Here is an 18,828-nt window from a genome sequence, read left to right as displayed (position 1 = left end):
AGTGTCGTCTAGGGACAGCCCTAGCCTCGCGTCAACGTGACGCGTCTGGTGGGACTTCGGGTAGTCCTTCGCTTGCACGGAGCTTTTCGGCCATAGTCGTGAGAAGGTTCTGCGACTCTTCAGACAGATCGAACGCTCGGCTCGACAGTCGACGCAGACCGTAACCCTGGAGCTGTGCGAGCAGTTCGAGGTCGTGATCGATCTTCGCGGCGTAGATGTCGTTGAAGAAGTAGTCGGGCTTCACCTTGAAGAAGCGCGCAAAAGCAGCGACAGTCTCGTCCGACGGGTTGGTGCGTTGTCCCGAGCGGAGCTGTGAGATGTACGGCTTGGAGATCTGGTGGCCGTCCTCGATCAACGCGGAGGCGACCTCGGCGTTGGTGTGGGGCTTGCGCCCGGGAGGATGGACACTGTCGAACAGTTTGTTCAGTCGTTCTGCAAAGTCAGCCATTGTGAACCGCCCCGTAATCCTCTCTATCAGCGATTGTTCGTTCAGCGAATCCCACGATATCACGCGGATAACCGATTGGTAGCTCGCTGTAGTCCATTCGGTGGGCTTTGGGTGCAAAGTTGAGTTCGGTATTTATGGGAACTCGGGGGATGCTTCCGTCGAGTTCGCGGGTAATTTCGGGCCGCTCGATATCGCAATAGGACCAATTATGTGGACAGTAGAGACCTACCGCAGTGCTGCATATTGTCACCATAACGAACCGTTTACCCGTTTTGCCTGCAGTAGCTATACGTTAACCCGGTTTTGGTGGTTCTTACGGTGTGAATAATCGCAGTTCAGGCCGCGGTCGACTCCAGTTCACCCCTGGAGTGCGTATTGTCGGGACCTTTGCCCCGATTTGCTCAAATGTGGCACGAAGTTTGTCGGATACGGGGTGTCTGCGGCTCGTCGTAACGACGTTCGCCACTAGCCATGGCCTGATAGTTGGCGCAAGATTGTGACATGAAACACATCATGAGTGACGAAGAGTTACGCCGGGCGATTCGCGCGCTCCAGGATCGTGCCCTCGATGCGCGCAAGCGTGGAGACCGCGACGCGGCAGACGAAATCGAGCGCACCATGCGTGACTACCAGGATCAGATGGCGCAACGCCTGTAGCGCAGCTGGGCCGAGAACTTCGGCTTGGATCGAAGCGGACATAACCCCTGCCGGTAGATGCTGCGTGCGTACACTTCCCTGCATGTCCACAGTGCTACCGCGGGGGAGTGTAAAGCCATGTCGATAAGGTCGCTCGATGGAAAGAAGTGCCTGATCACGGGTGCGGGTAGCGGCATCGGTCGAGCTACAGCGATTGCGGCGGGCGCTGGCGGGGCAGAGTTGTTTCTCACGGATATCAACCGTTCCGGTCTTGATGAGACTGTCGAAATGGTGTCCTCGGCCGGCGGTACCGTCAGTGTGGCGGAGGCATTCGATGTTTCCGATTACGACGCCGTATCCAAATTCGGCGCAGAAGTGGCCGAGCAGTTCGGATCGATGGATGTCGTGATGAACATTGCAGGCATATCGGCCTGGGGAACAATCGAGAACCTCGAGCATCGTCACTGGCGATCAATGGTGGACGTCAATCTCATGGGGCCCATTCATGTCATGGAGACGTTCATTCCGCCGATGATCCGCGCCGGAAAAGGCGGTCATCTGGTCAATGTCTCGTCGGCCGCCGGCCTGCTGGCTCTGCCCTGGCATGCGGCGTACAGCGCCAGCAAGTTCGGGCTACGAGGCGTTTCGGAGGTACTTCGGTTCGATCTGAAGCGTCACGGCATCGGTGTGAGCCTCGTTGTTCCGGGTGGGGTGAAGACTCCATTGGTGGGCACCGTCGACATCGCGGGCATCGATCGGGACGACCCGCGAGTCAAGTCATTGGTGCATCGCTTCGAGAAGCGTGCGGTTTCGCCGGAGAAAGTGGCGGAGTGCATTGTCTCCGGTATCGAGAAGAATCGATATCTGGTCTATACATCCAATGACATCAGGTTCGGTTATTGGTGGGCTCGTAAGTTCTCTCCGCCCTATGAATTTGTTATGCAGAAAGCGAATGACCAGTTCGCCAAGCTGTTACCGCGCTCGTAATTAGCTGCCTTTCAGAACCAGTGCCAACTCGCATAGGGACCAAGGTCACCAAATGTCAAAGAGTTTTCGATTTGGTATCGAATTCAACTTTCCGCCCGAGAAGGTTCATGCGGCATTGACAGATACTCGGTATTGGATGATCAGACTTGGCGACCTGTATTCCAAGGCAGTTATCGAAGACGGAGGCGGAGCGATAGCGGTGTCGCTAACCGACGAGCTCGAATCGTCGGCACTGCCGGGGTTGGTTGCAAAGCTGGTTCCGGACCGCCTCGGTGTCGAGCGAGCCGATCGGTGGGGTCCGCTATCCGACGGCCGGGCGGTCGGATCAGTGACCGGGAGAGCGCACGGATTGCCTATTCGTATCGAGGTCGACCTGGAATTGGCCGAAGCAGGCGACGCTCGCTCCGTGCTGAACGTCGACGGCTGGGCAGAGGTGAAGATTCCGGTTCTAGGCGGCCAGATCGAAAGGCTGTTGAAGAATATGGCTCAGGATCTGTTGCGCCGCGATCACGACGCCGTCGAAGCGTTCCTACTCAATCCGTGAAAGAGCGTTAATCGTCGACGCGCTGGAGCTCGGCATGCAGATGATGAGTGAGCGGTGTCTGATCGTGTGCCATCCAGATGTCGTACGTCAGTGTGTCTTCGTGAACCCGCACTACGCGTCGCACATCGGTGACGGGCTTGGAATCCGGTGACGCCGCAAGTGTCAACAGTGTGAAGGCAAGAGTGCCCTCGGCGTCGATGCTGCCGCGGTGGATCTCCACAAAACCGGTCGGCTGGGTGATCAGCAACTCGAGCTTGTTGCCGGGGACCGGGCGCAGGTATCCAGATTCCATGTGAAGTGGGCGGCCGTCGGGCAAGCCACGTGTGCGTGAGCTGTACGTCAGGAACGGTTTGGGGGTCGGAGCGAAGACGATTTCCTCGGAGTACTCGAAATCGTCGATCGTCGGAAAGTGTCCGCTACCGGTGCCGGCCCAGCGTCCACGCAACAACTCGACCCCTCGGTGTTCGTTCTCGGGTCGCTGTGGTGCCGTCATGGTGGTTCCTCTCACTGGTGTCGGCCATCAGATTACGCACCGACGGGAATACTGTTTATCCATGAACGGTTCTGGATCCGTCTCGCTCGGTGTCGACTCCGAGGTAGGTAGGTTGCGTTCGGTCATCTTGCATCGTCCCGGCGACGAATTGAAGCGGCTCACCCCGCGAAACAACGATCAACTGCTTTTCGACGGTTTGCCGTGGGTTGATCGGGCGCAGGACGAGCACGATCAGTTCGCGTCGGTGCTGCGTGAGCACGGTGTCGAGGTTCTGTTGCTTGCGGACCTGCTCGCCGAAGCCTTGACGGTCAGTGGTGCGGCCCGGATTCAAGGAATCTCGGCTGCGGTGGACACACGGAAGATCGGGCACTCGCTGGGGCAGCATCTGTCGTCGTACCTACGCAGTGTGCCGCCGGCGGAGTTGTCGTCCATCCTCACCGCCGGTATGACTTTCGACGAACTCCCGATCGACGCGTCGTCGACGTCGCTGGTGCGGCGGATGCACCACGGCGGGGATTTTGTGATCGATCCGCTGCCCAATCTGCTGTTCACGCGTGATTCGTCGTTCTGGATCGGGCCGCGGGTGGTGATTACGTCCTTGGCGTTGTCTGCGCGGGCGCGGGAGTCGTCGATCACCGATCTGGTGTATGCGCATCATCCTCGGTTTCGGGGGGTGCGGCGGGCGTACGAATCGCATACCGCTCCGGTCGAAGGTGGTGATGTGCTGCTACTCGCTCCGGGCGTGATTGCCGTCGGTGTGGGTGAGCGGACGTCGCCGGCGGGGGCGGAAGCATTGGCGCGCAGTGTGTTCGACGACGATTTGGCGCATACGGTGTTGGTGGTGCCGATCGAGCAGCGCCGCGCGTCGATGCATCTCGATACGGTGTGCACGATGGTGGAGGCCGACGCCGTAGTCATGTATCCGGCGATTCAGAACACATTGTCGGCCTTCACTATTCGGCGTGAGGATGACGGCGTCAGCATACGAGGTGCTGACCCGTTCCTCGAGGCTGCCGCCGACGCGATGGGGATCGGGAAGCTGCGGGTCATCGACACCGGATTGGACACGGTGACTGCCGAACGTGAGCAGTGGGACGACGGAAACAACACTCTGGCAATTGAACCCGGTGTGGTGGTCGCATACGAGCGCAATGTCGAGACCAATGCGCGGCTGGAGGCGTCGGGTATCGAGGTGCTTCGGATCGCGGGGTCGGAACTGGGATCCGGCCGGGGTGGCCCCCGGTGCATGTCCTGTCCGATCGCCCGCGATCCGTTGTGATGCCTAGAGGATTTCTTCGACCTTGTCTGCCGGGCGGGCGAGGACAGTGCCCTTGTCAGTGACGACAAAGGGGCGTTCGATGAGAATCGGGTGTTCGATCATGGCGTCGAGGATCTTGGACTCGGATGCGTCGGCGAGCCCGAGTTCCTTGTACTGCGATTCACGCTTACGAACTGCCTGGCTGGGAGTGAGGCCGGCGTCGGAGAGGAGTTTTTCCAGTTCCGAACGGGTAGGCGGTGTATCGAGGTACATGACGACGGTCGGTTCGATGTCGTGTTCACGTAGCCGGGCGAGAACAGTTCGTGAGGTGTTGCACCGTTGATTGTGGAAGATCGTTGCAGAGGCCATGGTCGTCATTGTGCCTGGCGTGATCAGCTGCCCGGTCGGGAAGTGGGAACAAACGGCCCCTTCCGGTGCGCTGGACTGAAGTACCGACGTACGAGGAGTGGATGATGACGGAACATCGAAGTGTCGACGAACGGCGAGTGGCGATTGCCGGAGGTCACGGCAAGATCGCGCAGCACCTCATATTCTTGCTGGCCGGACATGGTGATCGGCCGGTTGCGCTGATCCGCAATCCGGATCACGAGGGTGCGGTCCGAACGTTGGGGGCATTTCCTGTAGTGATCGACCTGGAAACGGCTACCGTCGACGAACTCGCGAAGGTGCTGGCCGGGTGCGATGTTGCAGTTTTTGCGGCGGGAGCCGGTCCGGGGAGTGGAATTGCGCGTAAGGACACAGTCGATCGGGCGGCAGCGGTACGGCTTGCCGACGCGGCGGAAAAAGCGGGTGTTCGTCGTTTCATCCAGATCAGTGCGATGGGCGCCGGCGAACCGGTTGCGGAGGGGACCGACGAGGTTTTTGCCGCGTACCTCGAAGCCAAGACGGCCGCCGAGGACGATCTGCGTTCTCGCACGGGCTTGGAGTGGACGATCATTCGTCCGGGGCTTCTCACCGATGACGATCCGATCGGTGAGGTAACTCTGGCCGAGCCTCCGGTCGCGCGTGGATCGGTCAGTAGGGCTGATGTAGCGGCGGTGATCGAGGCGTTGATCGATGCGCCCGCGAGTGTCGGCAAGACGTTGGTTCTGACGTCCGGCTCCGATCTTGTTCGCGACGCGGTTGATGCCTTGTGATGACCGGTATCGTGATCGACCACGGTTCTTCCGTGGCGCCGTACGACCAACTACGCCAACAGATTATCGAACAGGTACAGACCGGGGGGCTGATAGCGGGGGCCAAGATTCCCACGGTTCGGGCGCTGGCAACGGACCTGGGTTTGGCGGCGAATACCGTCGCAAAAGCGTATCGGGTGCTCGGCGAGCAGGGGGTGATCGAGACCCGCGGGAAGCAGGGCACCTTCATTGCGTCGGGAAGTGATCCGGTACGAGCGCAGGCGGAGCAGGCGGCGACGGCTTTCGTGAAAGATGTGCGTGCGCTCGGATATTCGGATGACGAGACACTGACTATGGTCGAGGCCGCATTGAGAGGCGCGTGATGCAGCCTTAAGTTGACGCTTCAACTTAAAGCTGTCAGGCTTGCACCATGAATTCGTCGATCGTCCGTGACCTCGGACTCCTCATCGCTCGCATCGGCCTTGGCATCATCTTCATCGCCCACGGTTGGCAGAAGTTCTTCACGTACAAGATCGCCGGAACGCAGGCGTCATTCGAAATGATGGGCGCGCCCCTGCCCAAGGTGTCGGCGATTCTTGCAGCCACGATCGAACTCGGCGGCGGAATCCTGCTCATTGCCGGCGTGCTGACTCCGCTTGTCGGTGTGCTGCTGTTCCTCGACATGGTGGGCGCCTTCTTCATCGTCCACTCGGGCAACGGCATTTTTGTCGACGCGGGTGGCTACGAACTGGTACTTGCGCTCGGTGTCGGCTCGCTGCTGATCGCCACGATCGGAGCCGGTCGCATCAGCGTGGACGGATTGATTGGCAAAGGCAACGGTTGGTTGAAAACCGCAGCGTAAGGAGTATTTCGGGGCGGGTCCGGCAGGTGTCGGGCCCGCCTTCGCTATTGCTTTTGTTCGCGCGAGTGACCAACGTATTGTCCTATGGTGACGAAATCTGATCCTTCCGAGCAGAATTCCGGTGCCAACGAGGACCGACCGACGAATGGGTTCACACGAGTAGGTGTGCGAACCGATTACGTGGTTTTTTCCGTAACGGCAGTGGCGGTTTTGGCAATTCTCGTGTGGGGCCTCGTTGCCCCCGACAATCTGAACTCGGTGACGGGGAGCATTCTCGACTGGCTCGTCGTCAACATCGGCTGGCTCTTCGTTCTCGCGGCGTCGGCTTTTGTGCTGTTCTCCATCTACCTCGCCGTCAGTCGGTTCGGAGACATTCCACTCGGCAAGGATGGTGAGAAACCGGAGTTCCGGACCGTCAGTTGGATTGCGATGATGTTCAGCGCCGGAATGGGAATCGGCCTGATGTTCTTCGGTGTCGCCGAACCATTGGCGCACTACGTCAATCCACCACCTGGCACCGACGGCGGTATCGGAACCGCTATGGCAACCACCATGTTCCACTGGGGGCTTCATCCCTGGGCGATGTATGCCGTTGTGGGCCTTGCCATTGCGTACGGATCGTATCGGCGTGGACGCAAGCAGCTTTTCAGCTCGGCTTTCATCCCACTGCTCGGGCGTCGGGCTGAAGGTCCGATCGGCAAGATCATCGATATTCTTGCCATCTTCGCGACTCTCTTCGGCACGGCCGCATCACTGGGACTCGGCGCCCTGCAAATCGGCTCGGGTTTCCAGGTGGTCGGGTGGATGCAAGAAGTGAGTGTCTTCCTCCTCGTTTCCATTGTCGCGGTGTTGACCCTGGCCTTTGTCGCATCGGCAGTCTCGGGCGTTTCCAAGGGAATTCAGTGGTTGTCGAACATCAACATGGTGCTCGCGTTGATCTTGGCGCTCTTCGTGTTCGTACTCGGCCCGACAGTACTGATCCTCAACCTTCTGCCCACCACCATCGGCGCCTACGCGTCGGACCTCGCCCAGATGTCGGCTAGGACCGGAGCGTCGTCGAATCCCGAGACAGGAGAGTGGCTGTCGTCCTGGACCATCTTCTACTGGGCCTGGTGGGTGTCCTGGACACCGTTCGTGGGAATGTTCTTGGCGCGCATCAGTCGTGGGCGCACTATCCGTCAGTTCATCGTGGGTGTCATTGTCGTGCCGACGACGGTGAGTCTGTTGTGGTTCTCGATCTTCGGCGGTGCCGGGATCGGTGAGGAGCGAGACGGAATCGATCTCGCGAGCCGGGGTTCCGAGGAAGCTCAGTTGTTCGGGATGCTCGACAATCTCCCGCTCGCGGGCGTCACGACCGTCCTGGTCATGCTGCTCGTAGCGGTGTTCTTCGTCTCGGGCGCAGACGCCGCGTCGATGGTGATGGGCACTCTCTCGCAGCGGGGAACTCTCGAGCCGAGTCGGTGGGTCGTGGTGTTCTGGGGTGTGTTGACCGGTGGCGCCGCGGCGCTATTGCTGTGGACCGGCGGTTCCGAAGCGCTCGAGGGCTTGCAGACGATGACGATCATCGCGGCCGCGCCATTTGTCGTCGTGATGATCGGCCTGTGCTTCTCGCTCTACCGAGATCTGTCACACGACCCGATCATCGTCGCTGCCCGAGAACAGAAACGAGCGCTTCTCCAAACCCGACGGGTCCGACGAGGCACTCGCGCTCGGCGCGATACCTGAGCTATTTCCAGCTCGGCAACCACAGATGGTTCTGCCACGATTCCGGAGTGATCGGCATCGCGGTCAAGATGGGCCACAGGTAGACGAAGTTCGCGACAACCAGCCCGATGTACAGGCTGACCGCGAGCAATCCCGTGGTGCGTCGCTCGACGGAATCCGTTGCCTTGCCAAGTACGTCACCGAGTGTCAGCGCAAATCCCATGACCATGAACGGTGCGAGCGCAACGCCGTAGAAGAAGTACATCTGACGGTCCATCGTGGCGAACCAGGGGAGGTAGGCGGCGGCGTATCCGGTGAGAACAACGGCATAGCGCCAGTCACGCCGAACGAACGTCTTCCAGATCGCCCACGCCAACATGGGCAGCGCCAGCCACCACATCGCCGGCGTGCCGATCAGCATGATCGCCTTGACGCAGGTGGCCGCCCCACAGCCCGTCACCTGCTCGCCGTCGGCGTAGTAGTAGAGCATCGGACGAAGACCCATGGGCCACGTCCAGGGTTTCGATTCCCACGGGTGGTGGTTGCCCGCGGAGTTCGTCAGGCTCGAGTGGAAGGTGAGCACGTTGCCGCTGTAGTACCAGAGGGAACGCAGCGCCGACGGTATGAAACTCCACGTTCCGCCCTCGCCGATCTCGTTGCCGACGGCATGGCGATCGACGCCCGTCTCGCTCGCAAACCAGGCCCAGTAGCTGGCCAGGTAGACGCCGATCGGGATGACGACCAACGCGTACAGAGCGGGGCCGATGTCGCGGATCGCGGTGCCGAACCATGGCCGCTGCACACGGTAGGCGCGGCGTGCGGACAGGTCGAACGCGACGCTGAGGAGTCCGAAGAACAAGATGAAGTACATCCCGGACCATTTGGTGCCGCAGGCCAATCCGAGCAGGATGCCGGCGCCGAATCGCCACCACCGGAATCCGAGCCGTGGACCCCATTCGGAATCGCCGATCCGACCCTCGGCGTAAGCGGTGGCCATCCGTTGCCGAACCTGGTCACGGTCGACGATCAGGCAGCCAAGCGCGGCGAGAACAAAGAATGCGAGAAAAATGTCGAGCATGCCCAGGCGGGACGAGACGAACGTGACTCCGTCGACGATCAGCAGAATGCCGGCAATCGCGCCGATGAGCGTCGAACGTGTCATCCGTCGAACGATCCGAATGATCAGCAGCACCATCAAGGTTCCGACCAGTGCCGACGAGAACCGCCAACCCCAGCCGTTGTAACCGAAGATCGCTTCACCGATTGCGATCATCTGCTTGCCGATCGGCGGGTGCACCACCAATCCGTAACCGGGGTTGTCTTCGATCCCGCCGCCTGTGAGCACCTGCCAGCCTTGCGGCGCATAGTGCTTCTCGTCGAATACGGGAGTGCCGGCGTCCGTGGGATAGGCGAGCATCGTGAACCGGGTGATTGCGGCGATCGTGGTGATCACGGCGGTGACGATCCAGCCACGCAACCGGTCCGTGGGGCCGAAGTCCGGGGCGGGTACGAGCGGCGCTGGACTACGCACTACCCGATCGCCACTGGCGGGCGTTGGCCGCTCGTCCGTCTGCACAGTCACTCGGCAATCGTAGGCTGTCAGGTATGACTGGTCGCTTGGTACTCGCCGCAACACCCATGGGAGACGTCGGTGACGCGTCTCCGCGTCTGCGCGACGCTCTCGCAACCGCCGACGTCGTGGCGGCCGAGGACACCCGACGCACCAAGTCGCTGGCCTCGGCACTTGATGTCACGATCACCGGAAAGGTGGTCAGTTTCTACGATCAGGTGGAGATTGCGCGACTTCCCGCGCTGGTCGCCGACGTTGCCGACGGCAAAACCGTCCTCCTGGTGACCGACGCCGGTATGCCGTCGGTCAGTGATCCCGGATACCGCCTTGTTGCTGCATGTGTGGCTGAGAACTTGAAGGTCACCTGCCTGCCTGGCCCGTCCGCAGTGACTACTGCCCTCGCGCTGTCAGGGCTGCCCGTCGAGCGCTTCTGCTTCGACGGTTTCCCGCCGCGCAAGGGTGGACAACGCAAGACCTGGTTCGCGGGACTGCTCACCGAGCAGCGCGCGTGTGTGTTCTTCGAGGCGCCGCATCGCCTGGCCGATTGCCTGGCCGACGCCGTCGAGGTGCTCGGCCCGGACCGGCGCGCTGCCGTTTGCCGCGAGTTGACCAAGACCTACGAAGAGGTGAAGCGCGGAACTCTCGGCGAACTCGCCGCGTGGGCTGCCGAAGGTGTGCGCGGCGAAATCACAGTAGTGCTCGAAGGTGCTGTTCTGGTGGCCTCCGATCCGGCCGATCTGGTCGAGGAAGTGGAACGCCTGGTCGAGGGCGGAGCACGTCTGAAAGACGCGTGCGCCCTCGTCGCCACCCCCGGTGTGTCGAAGCGCGAACTGTACGAAACGGTGCTGGCTGCTCGTAAGGACTAGCGCTGGGCTAACGGCGCACTGCCGGTGCTCCCGGCCGGAGGTTGGCGTCGTCGGCAGCCGCTTGGCCGGCGTGCCACCCTTCGGCGTCGACGGACCGTCCGCGAGCTTTGCGGGTTCGCGGGAACAACCGATCGAATTCGGTGTCGACGGCAGCCGACGTGGTAGCGAGAATCGGCAGGAGATCGGCCACATCCATCGACGCGGCGTCGGCGGCTTCTGCGGTGGCTTTGGTGCCGGCGTCGCGGAGACGTTGACCGATTCGATTGGCAAACCCGGTGAGGAAGCCCTTGCGGAACGACGTGGTTCTGGAGCCGCCGCGATTGCTGGTGTCGGCGAATTGCATTGCGCGGGTTGCCTGCACGAGTAGCGACGTGAAGAGCATGTCGACCTGTTGGAGATCGACGGGCGTGCCGATGACGGTCGCGATGGACACCTCGCTGAACCACACGGCGCGCACGCGGTTGGAATCACCGATTGCAGTGAGGAGATGGACTTTCTCTTTCACGTAGGGGTTGTCGAGGTGGATGCGACGCCCGTTGACGGCGGTATCGGTGATGCCGGTGCGATTGTGCAGAAGTGCCGCATCGATGGCGTACCGCGTCATCAACTCCTGCGCCTTCTCGGTGAATGATTCGGCTTCTTCGGCGAAGTTGGTGGCCTCGGCTTTGGCGAGTAATCCACGAATTCGCTTGAGTACCTTGGCGTCAACTTCAGCGCCAGTGCCCGCGTAACTCGTGTCGGTGCGCTGCGGCGGCCAGGTAGACGGCGGCGCGAGCAACAGATTCCACGGCGCGAGTCGCGTCCAGTGCAGCGCTACCTCGGCAATTTGGGAGACGAGGAAATAGGGATCTTCGAACAGGAGTCCGGCCGCGAGGGATCGAAAAACGTCCTCGTCCAGAGTGATTCGTGCCGCGATGCGATCGGCATTGGGGAACTGCTCCCGAATAGACGCAAGTTGCCCAACCCATTCGAGGGGTGCGCGGTCGGCGGCCCTGGTTCGGGCGGCGTCGAGTAGGACGGCGGTGGCAACAAGATCGGCGTTCGAGGGATCTTTGCTGCGACGGGCAAGGTGAACAAGATCGGCAGGTTGCCACCCTCGTTCGTAGACGCCGGCAAGTTCGGTGATCAAGGCCTCGGCAGCTGCGACAGATTGAGGACTGACTTCGTGAGAGGACACGCGGGTTCCGTTCCATGGCAGCGTCTGCGAGGAGGCAGCGGCTCGAAAGTATGTTCTATCGGGTGTCATGGACGCAGTGTGCACGTGGGGTCCGACACAACTGGCTCAGGCCAGATGCGGCGGACCCCACGAAAGGCGTCACACGGCTACGTCACTCGTCGACGAAACGAGGGAAAACGGGTGCCGGAGCAGGCAGTTTACGGTTCGCGTCGATGCGTACCGCGATGTCGGTGAATTGACGGCTCTCTTCGCTCTGCCCAAGCAGATCGAGGATCCGCGACGCCGCGTCGGGCATGACCGGCTGAACGAGAATGCCGACGATACGGACCACTTCGATCGTCACGTAGAGGACGGTTGCCATACGTGCCGGATCGGTCTTGCGCAGGACCCACGGTTCTTGCTTGGAGAAGTACCGGTTGGTCTCGCCGAGCACGCCCCAGATGGCTTCCAGCGCGAGGTGTAGAGCCTGCACGTCGAACTCGCTGCGGCACTTGGTGAGCAAGGCGTCCGCCGACGCCAGCATCGCCAGGTCGTCCTCGGTGAACTCACCGGGGGTGGGTACCTGGGCGTCGCAGTTCTTCGCGACCATCGTCAGCGAACGTTGCGCGAGATTGCCGAGTTCGTTCGAGAGATCAGCATTCATGCGAGTCACGATCGCTTCGTGGCTGTAGCTGCCGTCCTGGCCGTACGAGATCTCACGGAGCAGGAAGAAGCGGACTGCGTCGAGGCCGTACTGATCGACCATGGCGATGGGGTCGACGACGTTGCCGACCGACTTCGACATCTTCTCGCCCTTGTTGTACAAGAAGCCGTGAACGAAGACCCGCTCCGGCAGCTCGATGCCCGCGGACATGAGGAACGCCGGCCAGTAGACGGTGTGGAACCGCGTGATGTCCTTGCCGATGATGTGCAGGCTTGCGGGCCAGAACTTCTTGAACTCCTCCGAGTCGGCGTTCGGGTATCCGACGCCCGTCAGGTAGTTGGTGAGGGCGTCTACCCAGACGTACATGACGTGGTCCGGATCGCCCGGAACCTTGACGCCCCAGTCGAACGTGGTGCGCGAGATCGAGATGTCCTTGAGGCCGCTCTTGACGAAGCTGACGATCTCGTTTCGGCGTGTCGTGGGGGCGATGAACTCGGGGTGCTCTTCGTACAGCGCGAGTAACCGCTCCTCGTACGCCGAGAGACGGAACGTGTAGTTGGACTCCTCGGTCCACTCCACCGGGGTGCCGGTCTCGGTGGACTGGCGGGTGCCGTCCTCCAGAAGCGTGGTCTCGGCTTCGGTGTAGAAGGCCTCGTCCCGAACCGAGTACCAACCCGAGTACGTGTCGAGGTAGATGTCGCCGGATGCGGCCATCTTCTCCCAGATCGCCTTGCTGGCGACCTGGTGATCAGCGTCCGTGGTGCGGATGAACCGGTCGTACGAGATGTTCAGGACCTTGTCGAGGTTCTGGAACACGTCGGAGTTCCGAGCCGCGAGTTCCCGAACGTCGATACCCTCTTTGATCGCTGTCTGCTGCATCTTCAGACCATGCTCGTCGGTACCGGTCATGAAGAACACTTCATGTCCGTCCAAACGCTTGAAGCGGGCGAGCGCGTCCGAGGAGATGTACTCGTACGCGTGGCCGATGTGCGGAGCGCCATTGGGATACGCGATCGCTGTCGTGATGTAGAACGGCGATCGTTCCGCGCCTTCCGGGGCAGCGGAGTCCGGGCGCGGGGTCTGGGAGGGTGAGGCAGGCACAGTCATGGTGGGCTTACTCTATCGGGCGTGAGCAAAGACCGTCCCGCCCCCGATGTCCCTGAGCCCTTGTCGCCTCTGATCGACGCCCATACGCACCTCGACGCGTGTGGCGCGCATGACGCTGCGAGCGTGGCCGAAATAGTCGACCGAGCCGAGGCCGTCGGCGTCGGGCGGGTCGTGACGGTGGCCGACGACCTCGACGCCGCCCGCTTTGCCGTCGACGCTGCGAACTGCGATTCGAGGGTTTACGCCGCCGTCGCAATCCACCCGACCAGGGCGAACGTTCTCGACGCCGATACTCGCGCCGAGATCGAGCGGTTGGCGTCGGATCCGCGGGTCGTCGCCGTGGGGGAGACGGGCCTCGACCTTTACTGGCCCGGCAAGCTCGATGGGTGCGCCACCATCGAGGAACAGGTCGACGGTTTCCGGTGGCACATCGATCTGGCGAAGCGGTTGGGCAAGACGCTGATGATTCACAACCGCGAAGCCGACCAGGACTTGCTGCGGGTGCTGAACGAGGAAGGCGCGCCGGAGACAGTGGTGTTCCACTGCTTCTCCTCGGATTCGGAGATGGCGCGGGCATGCATCGACGCCGGGTACGTGCTCAGTTTTTCGGGAACCGTGAGTTTCAAGAATGCGAAGGCTCTCCGCGAGGCTGCGCTATTGGTGCCGTCGGATCAGCTGATCGTCGAAACGGATGCGCCGTTCCTGACGCCCCATCCGTTCCGTGGCGCCCCCAACGAGTCGTACTGCCTCCCGTACACCGTGCGCGCATTGGCCGATATCCGCGGCGAGGATCCGGAGGCTCTGGCAGCGGCGTCGACGGCGACAGCGGAGCGGGTCTACAAGCTCTGAGCGCTATTCTGAGCTGACAGGTAACTCCGCGCCCGGGACCGTCGTGTCCCGGCCCGTCTACTGCGCGGAGTATTCAGATGAATGACTACATCTATCCCGACGACATCTATCCCTACGACGTCGTCACAGTCCGCATCGAAACGTGGGAATTCGAGTGCTGTGCGCCGCTGCCCGTTGTCGGCGAAGAATCTTCGTGGGCTTTGCGCCCGATGCGTGACTCGCTGTGGTTGGACGGGCAGTGGTTCGACGGGTCGGTCCACGGCGGTATCTATCCAGATTTAGAACGCACGGCAGGGACCGTTCTCTCGATCAGACTCGAGCGTGGCGAATTTCTCGAACAAGGGTCGGGGCATTGGGCGTTGGTGCCGGGGAGCATCGATCACGTTCGCGTCGAGAAAGTCCCGAGATATTTTTGTGGCGTGTCTTCGCTGGTTGCCGGTAGCCGTGGGTCGATGGAGACGGCCGTCGTCGTTGAGTTGGCTGTTCCTGCGAGGACGTGAGGGCGCACAGCTACACCGAGCCGACTCCGGTGGAATCCTCGGTCGAGATCCTCACCGTTCACATCGACATGGGTGAAATCGAATGTTGCGGGCCATATCCGGTTGTCGGAGACGAGTGTTCGTGGACGCTGACTCCGCGCGCCGACACCGGCAGGTTCGACGGTTGGGTTCACGGCGGGATGCCGGCGTCAGGAGTTAGGACCGCAGGCGTAGTCCTCGGGATTCTCGTGGTCACGACGACGTACGAGGAAGTCGGAAGTCCACGCGTGTGGTTGCCCGTCGCAGGCAGTGAGACCTATCGACGGGTCGCTGCGAGTCCTCGGTGGTTCCGGAGGTTCGGTGATTTCGACGTCGGTCCACAGAACCGGATCGAGACCGGTGTGGTCGTCGAGTTGGCCACCCCCTGTGCGCCTGTCCGGTAGTCGGCGCTACCGGAAAGGCGCACAGGGGCGGAGCCCCTAAAGCACCTTCCCCAGGAAATCCTGGGTGCGCTTCTGCTGCGGATTGCCGAACAGGTTTTCCGGCTTCCCTTCCTCGACGATGTAGCCGTCGGCCATGAAGATGACGCGATCGGATACCTCGCGCGCGAATCCCATTTCGTGGGTCACGACGACCATGGTCATGCCCTGCTTCGCGAGGTCGCGCAACACCTGCAGAACCTCGCCCACCATTTCGGGGTCGAGGGCGCTGGTGGCCTCGTCGAAGAGCATGATGTCCGGGCTCATGGCGAGTGCGCGGGCGATGGCAACACGCTGCTTCTGACCGCCGGACAGACTCGCGGGCTTGGCGTCGGCCTTCTCGGCGAGACCAACCTGACCTAGCAGTTTCGCCGCGATCTCACGTGCCTGTTCCTTGGTGGAACGGCCCGTCTGGATCGGAGCGAGCATCACGTTTTCGATGACGGTCATGTGGGGGAAGAGATTGAAGTGCTGGAACACCATGCCGATGTGTTGGCGCACTTTGTCGATATCGACGTTCTTGTCCGTCAGGTCGAACTGGTCGACGCGCACGGTGCCTGCGGTGATGTCCTCGAGGCGGTTGAGGCAGCGTAGGAAGGTGGACTTGCCCGATCCGGACGGCCCGATGACGCACACCACTTCGCCGTTCTTGATGTCGACGTCGAGGCCTTTGAGGACCTCGTTGTCGCCGAACGACTTTTTCAGTCCCTTGACTTCGATCTTGATTTCGGTGTCTGGCTTGCTCATGTTGACGGCTGTTTCGGTCACTTGTTGATCCTCTTTTCGAGGCGGTTCGAGAACTTGGTGAGCGCCATGATGATGATGAAGTACATGGCGCCGATGATCAGCCACATGTTGAAGGACTGGAAGTTGCGCGCGATGATGATGCGCCCGGTCTGAGTGAGCTCGGCCAGTCCGATGACCGACAGGATCGACGTGTCCTTGAGGGTGATGACGAACTGGTTGATGTACGACGGGATCATCGTGCGAATTGCCTGCGGCATGATGACTTTCCGCATTGTCTTCATGTAGCTGATGCCGAGGCTGCGTGATGCCTCCATCTGGCCCTTGTCGACGGCCAGGATTCCGCCGCGCACGATCTCGGCCATGTAGGCGCCGGCGTTGAGCGAGAGCGTGATGACACCGGCGGTGAATGCCGACATCTGGAAGTGCAGAGCGGCCGGGATGCCGAAGTAGATGAAGAACGCTTGCACCAGAAGCGGCGTGCCACGGAAGATATCGACGTAGGCGGTACCGATTCCGCGGACGACGATGTTTGTCGATACGCGGCAGAGTCCGAAGATCGCACCCAGGACAAGAGCGATCGCGATCGAGACGACCGACAGAACGATGGTCAGCCACAGACCTTTGAGCAGTTGTGGGTAGGTGCTCTTGATCAGCCCGATGATGGAGTTGTCGGACGACGTGGCGTCCTGGCCGAGGAACTGCGAGAGGATCTCGTCGTACTCGCCGCTGTCCTGCAGGTTCGCAAGTCCGGCGTTGAACATCTCGAGCAGTTCGGCGTTCTGGCCCTTGTTGACGGCAAAGCCGTAGCTTGCGCCGGCTTCCTTCTCGGTCACGGTTTTGAGTCCGTTGCCCTGGGTGATGCCGTAGGCCAGCACGGGGTAGTCGTCGAACACGGCGACGGAGTTACCCGTGCGGACCTCGTCGTACATGCTGGCGGAGTCAGCGAAGTAGACAGTCGTGAATCCGTATTGATCCTTGATGGATTCGGCGAACGTGGCGCCTTCGGTGCCGTTCTTGACGGCGACGCGTTTGCCCTTCAGGTCCTCGTAGGACTTGACGTCGTTGTTCGATTCGAGCACTGCCATCTGCACGCCCGACTCGAAGTACGGGTCGGAGAAGTCGAAGACCTGCTTGCGGGCGTCGGTGATCGACATGCCGGCGATGACGCCGTCTGCCTGGCCGGCCTGGACTGCTTGCAGAGCTGCGTCGAATCCCAATTGCTTGATCTCGACGTTGAATCCCTGATCCTCGGCGATGGCCCGGATCAGTTCCATGTCGATGCCGGTGAGATTGCCGTTTTCGTCCTCGAATTCGAACGGGGCGAACGTGACGTCGGTGGCGATGATGTACGTCCGGCCCGGCTGCGCCGACGCGATGCCTGGAGCGAACAGCGCTGCGATGAGCGCCAGAAGGATGGCCAGGATCGGCCACCTCGGGTTACGGGGTTTGTCGACTTTTCTTCGCACTCTCGCCCAGCTTTCGTATGTCACGCCCGGGATCGCCGGACTGCTTATGACCAGACGAGAACATACTGCGCGCCGCGCTGAATCGGTACACCGTTAACTGAGGTAAAAAGTTACCGACCTGCGACACGCCGTGTTTATTCCGTGACAAAAGTCGCAATTCGTGACCGTTTGGTTGCCGAAGCGGTGTGTGGCCGTTACCGTATTGTGATCGAACGTCGTCTGCCTTGGGATTTCCTGTGTCGCCTTTCGCCAAGATCAACTCCACGAAGTCACCACTTCTCTATTCGATGGTGGCGGCGCTGCTCCTGACGCTTGTTGTCGGTGGGCTGCTCGTGGTGGTTCAGCACAAGACGATCACGCTCGACGTCGACGGCGAGATGATCTCGCTGTCCACCATGTCGAGCAGCGTCGGTGGCGCTTTGGACAAGGCCGGATACGAGGTGGATCCGAAGGACACACTTGCGCCCAGTTCCGACGCCTCCCTGGCCGACGGAGACACTGTCGTTCTGCGACGCGCACGCGAGCTGGACTTGACCGTCGACGGCAAGCAGCAGACGGTGTGGACCACCGCGCTGACCGTGGACGAAGCGTTGAAGCAGTTCGACGTGGCCGACGACTTTGCCGTATCGGCGTCACGCTCGCATCGTTTGCCGCTCGAACGCACGGAACTCGACGTGATCAGCCCCAAGGTTGTCAACGTTGCGGACGGCGGTGCGCCCGCTACGGAAATCAAGCTTGCCGCCGCTACTGTCGGTGATCTTCTGGCCGCACGCAATGCTCCGCTCGAGCAGGCCGATACCGTTGTTCCGCCCGCCGAGACTCCTGTCACTGACGGGCTCACCGTCGAAATTACCCGGTCGCGCACCGACACCCGTGTCGAGAACCAGCCGATTCCCGCGCCGGAGAACAAGATCGACGATCCGTCGCTCGAGAAGGACTCGACCGTCGTCGAAAACCCGGGAGTTCCCGGTGAGCGCACGGCGACCATCGAGGTCAAGACCGTCAATGGTGTCGAGGCAGCGCGTACTGAGCTTTCTGCGACCGTGGTCAAGGAACCTGTTGCCGCGGTAGTGAAGGTCGGCACCAAAGAGCCTGCGGTACCGGCAATTTCCAATGCGGCGACCTGGGATGCGATTGCGCAGTGTGAGGCCACCGGCAACTGGGCGATCAACACTGGCAATGGTTTCTACGGCGGATTGCAATTCACCCAGAGCACCTGGCAGGCATTCGGCGGTGGCGAGTACGCATCGCGTGCCGACCTCGCAACCCGTGAGCAGCAGATCGCGATCGGCGAGAAGGTTCGCGCCGGTCAGGGCTGGGGCGCATGGCCTTCGTGCACAAGCAAATTGGGTCTGCGCTAACCGCGCACTGACCCCG

The 18,828-nt window shown here is 61.3% G+C and carries 21 protein-coding genes; 13 read left to right on the top strand and 8 right to left on the bottom strand.

What is annotated here, in order from left to right:
• Window positions 1-31: 31 nt before the first annotated feature.
• Window positions 32-448: a helix-turn-helix domain-containing protein gene (locus tag EEB13_RS22730; RefSeq protein WP_033234244.1), complete on the bottom strand. Its 417-nt coding sequence runs from the start codon at window positions 446-448 to the stop codon at window positions 32-34.
• Window positions 449-949: 501 nt separating this feature from the next.
• On the opposite strand from EEB13_RS22730, the gene EEB13_RS31625 reads away from it, so the two are divergent.
• The 3 genes from EEB13_RS31625 to EEB13_RS22720 all read left to right on the top strand — a co-directional run bounded on the left by EEB13_RS31625 (window position 950) and on the right by EEB13_RS22720 (window position 2,615).
• On the top strand, window positions 950-1,105 hold the full coding sequence (locus tag EEB13_RS31625; protein ID WP_165826315.1) for a hypothetical protein: 156 nt from the start codon (window positions 950-952) through the stop codon (window positions 1,103-1,105).
• 117 nt (window positions 1,106-1,222) lie between these two features.
• The gene (locus tag EEB13_RS22725) at window positions 1,223-2,071 is read left to right on the top strand and encodes an SDR family oxidoreductase (RefSeq protein WP_141486344.1); all 849 of its coding nucleotides are present in this window, start codon (window positions 1,223-1,225) and stop codon (window positions 2,069-2,071) included.
• 52 nt (window positions 2,072-2,123) lie between these two features.
• A complete protein-coding gene (locus tag EEB13_RS22720; protein WP_033234246.1) occupies window positions 2,124-2,615 on the top strand; it encodes a DUF2505 domain-containing protein in 492 nt (163 codons plus the stop codon).
• A 7-nt stretch (window positions 2,616-2,622) separates the two neighbouring features.
• Here EEB13_RS22720 and EEB13_RS22715 read toward each other — a convergent pair whose 3' ends face one another.
• Window positions 2,623-3,108: an FABP family protein gene (locus EEB13_RS22715; RefSeq protein WP_045069243.1), complete on the bottom strand. Its 486-nt coding sequence runs from the start codon at window positions 3,106-3,108 to the stop codon at window positions 2,623-2,625.
• Between the two features lie 61 nt (window positions 3,109-3,169).
• Between EEB13_RS22715 and arcA the strand changes: the two genes are divergently transcribed.
• Entirely contained in the window at window positions 3,170-4,387 is a 1,218-nt protein-coding gene (arcA, locus tag EEB13_RS22710; protein ID WP_033234247.1) for an arginine deiminase, read from the top strand.
• A gap of 3 nt (window positions 4,388-4,390) precedes the next feature.
• Here arcA and arsC read toward each other — a convergent pair whose 3' ends face one another.
• The gene (gene arsC / locus EEB13_RS22705) at window positions 4,391-4,744 is read right to left on the bottom strand and encodes an arsenate reductase (glutaredoxin) (RefSeq protein WP_033234248.1); all 354 of its coding nucleotides are present in this window, start codon (window positions 4,742-4,744) and stop codon (window positions 4,391-4,393) included.
• Between the two features lie 95 nt (window positions 4,745-4,839).
• Between arsC and EEB13_RS22700 the strand changes: the two genes are divergently transcribed.
• The 4 genes from EEB13_RS22700 (at window position 4,840) to EEB13_RS22685 (ending at window position 8,089) form a co-directional block, all read left to right on the top strand.
• The gene (locus tag EEB13_RS22700; protein WP_033234400.1) at window positions 4,840-5,523 is read left to right on the top strand and encodes an SDR family oxidoreductase; all 684 of its coding nucleotides are present in this window, start codon (window positions 4,840-4,842) and stop codon (window positions 5,521-5,523) included.
• The gene (locus EEB13_RS22695) at window positions 5,523-5,885 is read left to right on the top strand and encodes a GntR family transcriptional regulator (RefSeq protein ID WP_141486343.1); all 363 of its coding nucleotides are present in this window, start codon (window positions 5,523-5,525) and stop codon (window positions 5,883-5,885) included. The genes EEB13_RS22700 and EEB13_RS22695 overlap by 1 nt, the downstream gene beginning before the upstream one ends.
• A 47-nt stretch (window positions 5,886-5,932) precedes the next feature.
• A complete protein-coding gene (locus EEB13_RS22690) occupies window positions 5,933-6,364 on the top strand; it encodes a DoxX family protein (RefSeq protein WP_033234250.1) in 432 nt (143 codons plus the stop codon).
• Between the two features lie 84 nt (window positions 6,365-6,448).
• Window positions 6,449-8,089, top strand: a complete 1,641-nt coding sequence (locus EEB13_RS22685) for a BCCT family transporter (protein WP_045069245.1) — start codon at window positions 6,449-6,451, stop codon at window positions 8,087-8,089.
• Between the two features lies 1 nt (window position 8,090).
• On the opposite strand, the gene EEB13_RS22680 is transcribed toward EEB13_RS22685, so the two are convergent.
• Window positions 8,091-9,650 carry a dolichyl-phosphate-mannose--protein mannosyltransferase gene (locus EEB13_RS22680; RefSeq protein ID WP_033234252.1) on the bottom strand — a complete coding sequence of 520 codons (1,560 nt, stop codon included), beginning with the start codon at window positions 9,648-9,650 and terminating at the stop codon, window positions 8,091-8,093.
• A 23-nt stretch (window positions 9,651-9,673) separates the two neighbouring features.
• Here EEB13_RS22680 and rsmI point away from each other — a divergent pair, with 23 nt between their 5' ends.
• Window positions 9,674-10,504 (top strand): 16S rRNA (cytidine(1402)-2'-O)-methyltransferase, encoded by an 831-nt coding sequence (gene rsmI / locus EEB13_RS22675; RefSeq protein WP_141486342.1) that lies wholly within the window; start codon window positions 9,674-9,676, stop codon window positions 10,502-10,504.
• A gap of 7 nt (window positions 10,505-10,511) precedes the next feature.
• Here rsmI and EEB13_RS22670 read toward each other — a convergent pair whose 3' ends face one another.
• Both EEB13_RS22670 and metG read right to left on the bottom strand, forming a co-directional pair.
• Entirely contained in the window at window positions 10,512-11,750 is a 1,239-nt protein-coding gene (locus EEB13_RS22670; protein WP_187328614.1) for a DUF2786 domain-containing protein, read from the bottom strand.
• An 82-nt stretch (window positions 11,751-11,832) separates the two neighbouring features.
• The gene (gene metG, locus EEB13_RS22665; RefSeq protein WP_033234255.1) at window positions 11,833-13,431 is read right to left on the bottom strand and encodes a methionine--tRNA ligase; all 1,599 of its coding nucleotides are present in this window, start codon (window positions 13,429-13,431) and stop codon (window positions 11,833-11,835) included.
• A gap of 21 nt (window positions 13,432-13,452) precedes the next feature.
• Here metG and EEB13_RS22660 point away from each other — a divergent pair, with 21 nt between their 5' ends.
• The 3 genes from EEB13_RS22660 to EEB13_RS22650 all read left to right on the top strand — a co-directional run bounded on the left by EEB13_RS22660 (window position 13,453) and on the right by EEB13_RS22650 (window position 15,202).
• Window positions 13,453-14,280 carry a TatD family hydrolase gene (locus EEB13_RS22660; RefSeq protein WP_141486341.1) on the top strand — a complete coding sequence of 276 codons (828 nt, stop codon included), beginning with the start codon at window positions 13,453-13,455 and terminating at the stop codon, window positions 14,278-14,280.
• A 77-nt stretch (window positions 14,281-14,357) separates the two neighbouring features.
• Window positions 14,358-14,780, top strand: coding sequence for a DUF6578 domain-containing protein (locus tag EEB13_RS22655; RefSeq protein WP_245005957.1), 423 nt, complete (start codon window positions 14,358-14,360; stop codon window positions 14,778-14,780).
• On the top strand, window positions 14,777-15,202 hold the full coding sequence (locus EEB13_RS22650; protein WP_141486340.1) for a DUF6578 domain-containing protein: 426 nt from the start codon (window positions 14,777-14,779) through the stop codon (window positions 15,200-15,202). The genes EEB13_RS22655 and EEB13_RS22650 overlap by 4 nt, the downstream gene beginning before the upstream one ends.
• A gap of 36 nt (window positions 15,203-15,238) precedes the next feature.
• On the opposite strand, the gene EEB13_RS22645 is transcribed toward EEB13_RS22650, so the two are convergent.
• Window positions 15,239-16,006 (bottom strand): amino acid ABC transporter ATP-binding protein, encoded by a 768-nt coding sequence (locus EEB13_RS22645; protein ID WP_080711718.1) that lies wholly within the window; start codon window positions 16,004-16,006, stop codon window positions 15,239-15,241.
• The gene (locus tag EEB13_RS22640; RefSeq protein ID WP_051730475.1) at window positions 16,003-17,451 is read right to left on the bottom strand and encodes an amino acid ABC transporter substrate-binding protein/permease; all 1,449 of its coding nucleotides are present in this window, start codon (window positions 17,449-17,451) and stop codon (window positions 16,003-16,005) included. Before EEB13_RS22640 ends, EEB13_RS22645 begins: the two co-directional genes overlap by 4 nt.
• 236 nt (window positions 17,452-17,687) lie before the next feature.
• On the opposite strand from EEB13_RS22640, the gene EEB13_RS22635 reads away from it, so the two are divergent.
• A complete protein-coding gene (locus EEB13_RS22635; protein WP_095888450.1) occupies window positions 17,688-18,812 on the top strand; it encodes a resuscitation-promoting factor in 1,125 nt (374 codons plus the stop codon).
• The last annotated feature ends 16 nt before the right edge of the window (window positions 18,813-18,828 follow it).

Source organism: Rhodococcus sp. WS3, from assembly GCF_003797085.1.
Classification (GTDB): domain Bacteria; phylum Actinomycetota; class Actinomycetes; order Mycobacteriales; family Mycobacteriaceae; genus Rhodococcus_F; species Rhodococcus_F globerula.
Note: the sequence above shows the minus strand (reverse complement) of the source record. Positions and strands in the feature narration are given on the sequence as shown.

Excerpts from the sequence above, each read along its gene's own strand:
- EEB13_RS22730 (WP_033234244.1), bottom strand. The coding sequence starts at position 448 with ATGGCTGACTTTGCAGAACGACTGAACAAACTGTTCGACAGTGTCCAT.
- EEB13_RS31625 (WP_165826315.1), top strand. The coding sequence starts at position 950 with ATGAAACACATCATGAGTGACGAAGAGTTACGCCGGGCGATTCGCGCG.
- EEB13_RS22725 (WP_141486344.1), top strand. The coding sequence starts at position 1,223 with ATGTCGATAAGGTCGCTCGATGGAAAGAAGTGCCTGATCACGGGTGCG.
- EEB13_RS22720 (WP_033234246.1), top strand. The coding sequence starts at position 2,124 with ATGTCAAAGAGTTTTCGATTTGGTATCGAATTCAACTTTCCGCCCGAG.
- EEB13_RS22715 (WP_045069243.1), bottom strand. The coding sequence starts at position 3,108 with ATGACGGCACCACAGCGACCCGAGAACGAACACCGAGGGGTCGAGTTG.
- arcA (WP_033234247.1), top strand. The coding sequence starts at position 3,170 with ATGAACGGTTCTGGATCCGTCTCGCTCGGTGTCGACTCCGAGGTAGGT.
- arsC (WP_033234248.1), bottom strand. The coding sequence starts at position 4,744 with ATGACGACCATGGCCTCTGCAACGATCTTCCACAATCAACGGTGCAAC.
- EEB13_RS22700 (WP_033234400.1), top strand. The coding sequence starts at position 4,840 with ATGACGGAACATCGAAGTGTCGACGAACGGCGAGTGGCGATTGCCGGA.
- EEB13_RS22695 (WP_141486343.1), top strand. The coding sequence starts at position 5,523 with ATGACCGGTATCGTGATCGACCACGGTTCTTCCGTGGCGCCGTACGAC.
- EEB13_RS22690 (WP_033234250.1), top strand. The coding sequence starts at position 5,933 with ATGAATTCGTCGATCGTCCGTGACCTCGGACTCCTCATCGCTCGCATC.
- EEB13_RS22685 (WP_045069245.1), top strand. The coding sequence starts at position 6,449 with ATGGTGACGAAATCTGATCCTTCCGAGCAGAATTCCGGTGCCAACGAG.
- rsmI (WP_141486342.1), top strand. The coding sequence starts at position 9,674 with ATGACTGGTCGCTTGGTACTCGCCGCAACACCCATGGGAGACGTCGGT.
- EEB13_RS22670 (WP_187328614.1), bottom strand. The coding sequence starts at position 11,750 with ATGACACCCGATAGAACATACTTTCGAGCCGCTGCCTCCTCGCAGACG.
- metG (WP_033234255.1), bottom strand. The coding sequence starts at position 13,431 with ATGACTGTGCCTGCCTCACCCTCCCAGACCCCGCGCCCGGACTCCGCT.
- EEB13_RS22655 (WP_245005957.1), top strand. The coding sequence starts at position 14,358 with ATGAATGACTACATCTATCCCGACGACATCTATCCCTACGACGTCGTC.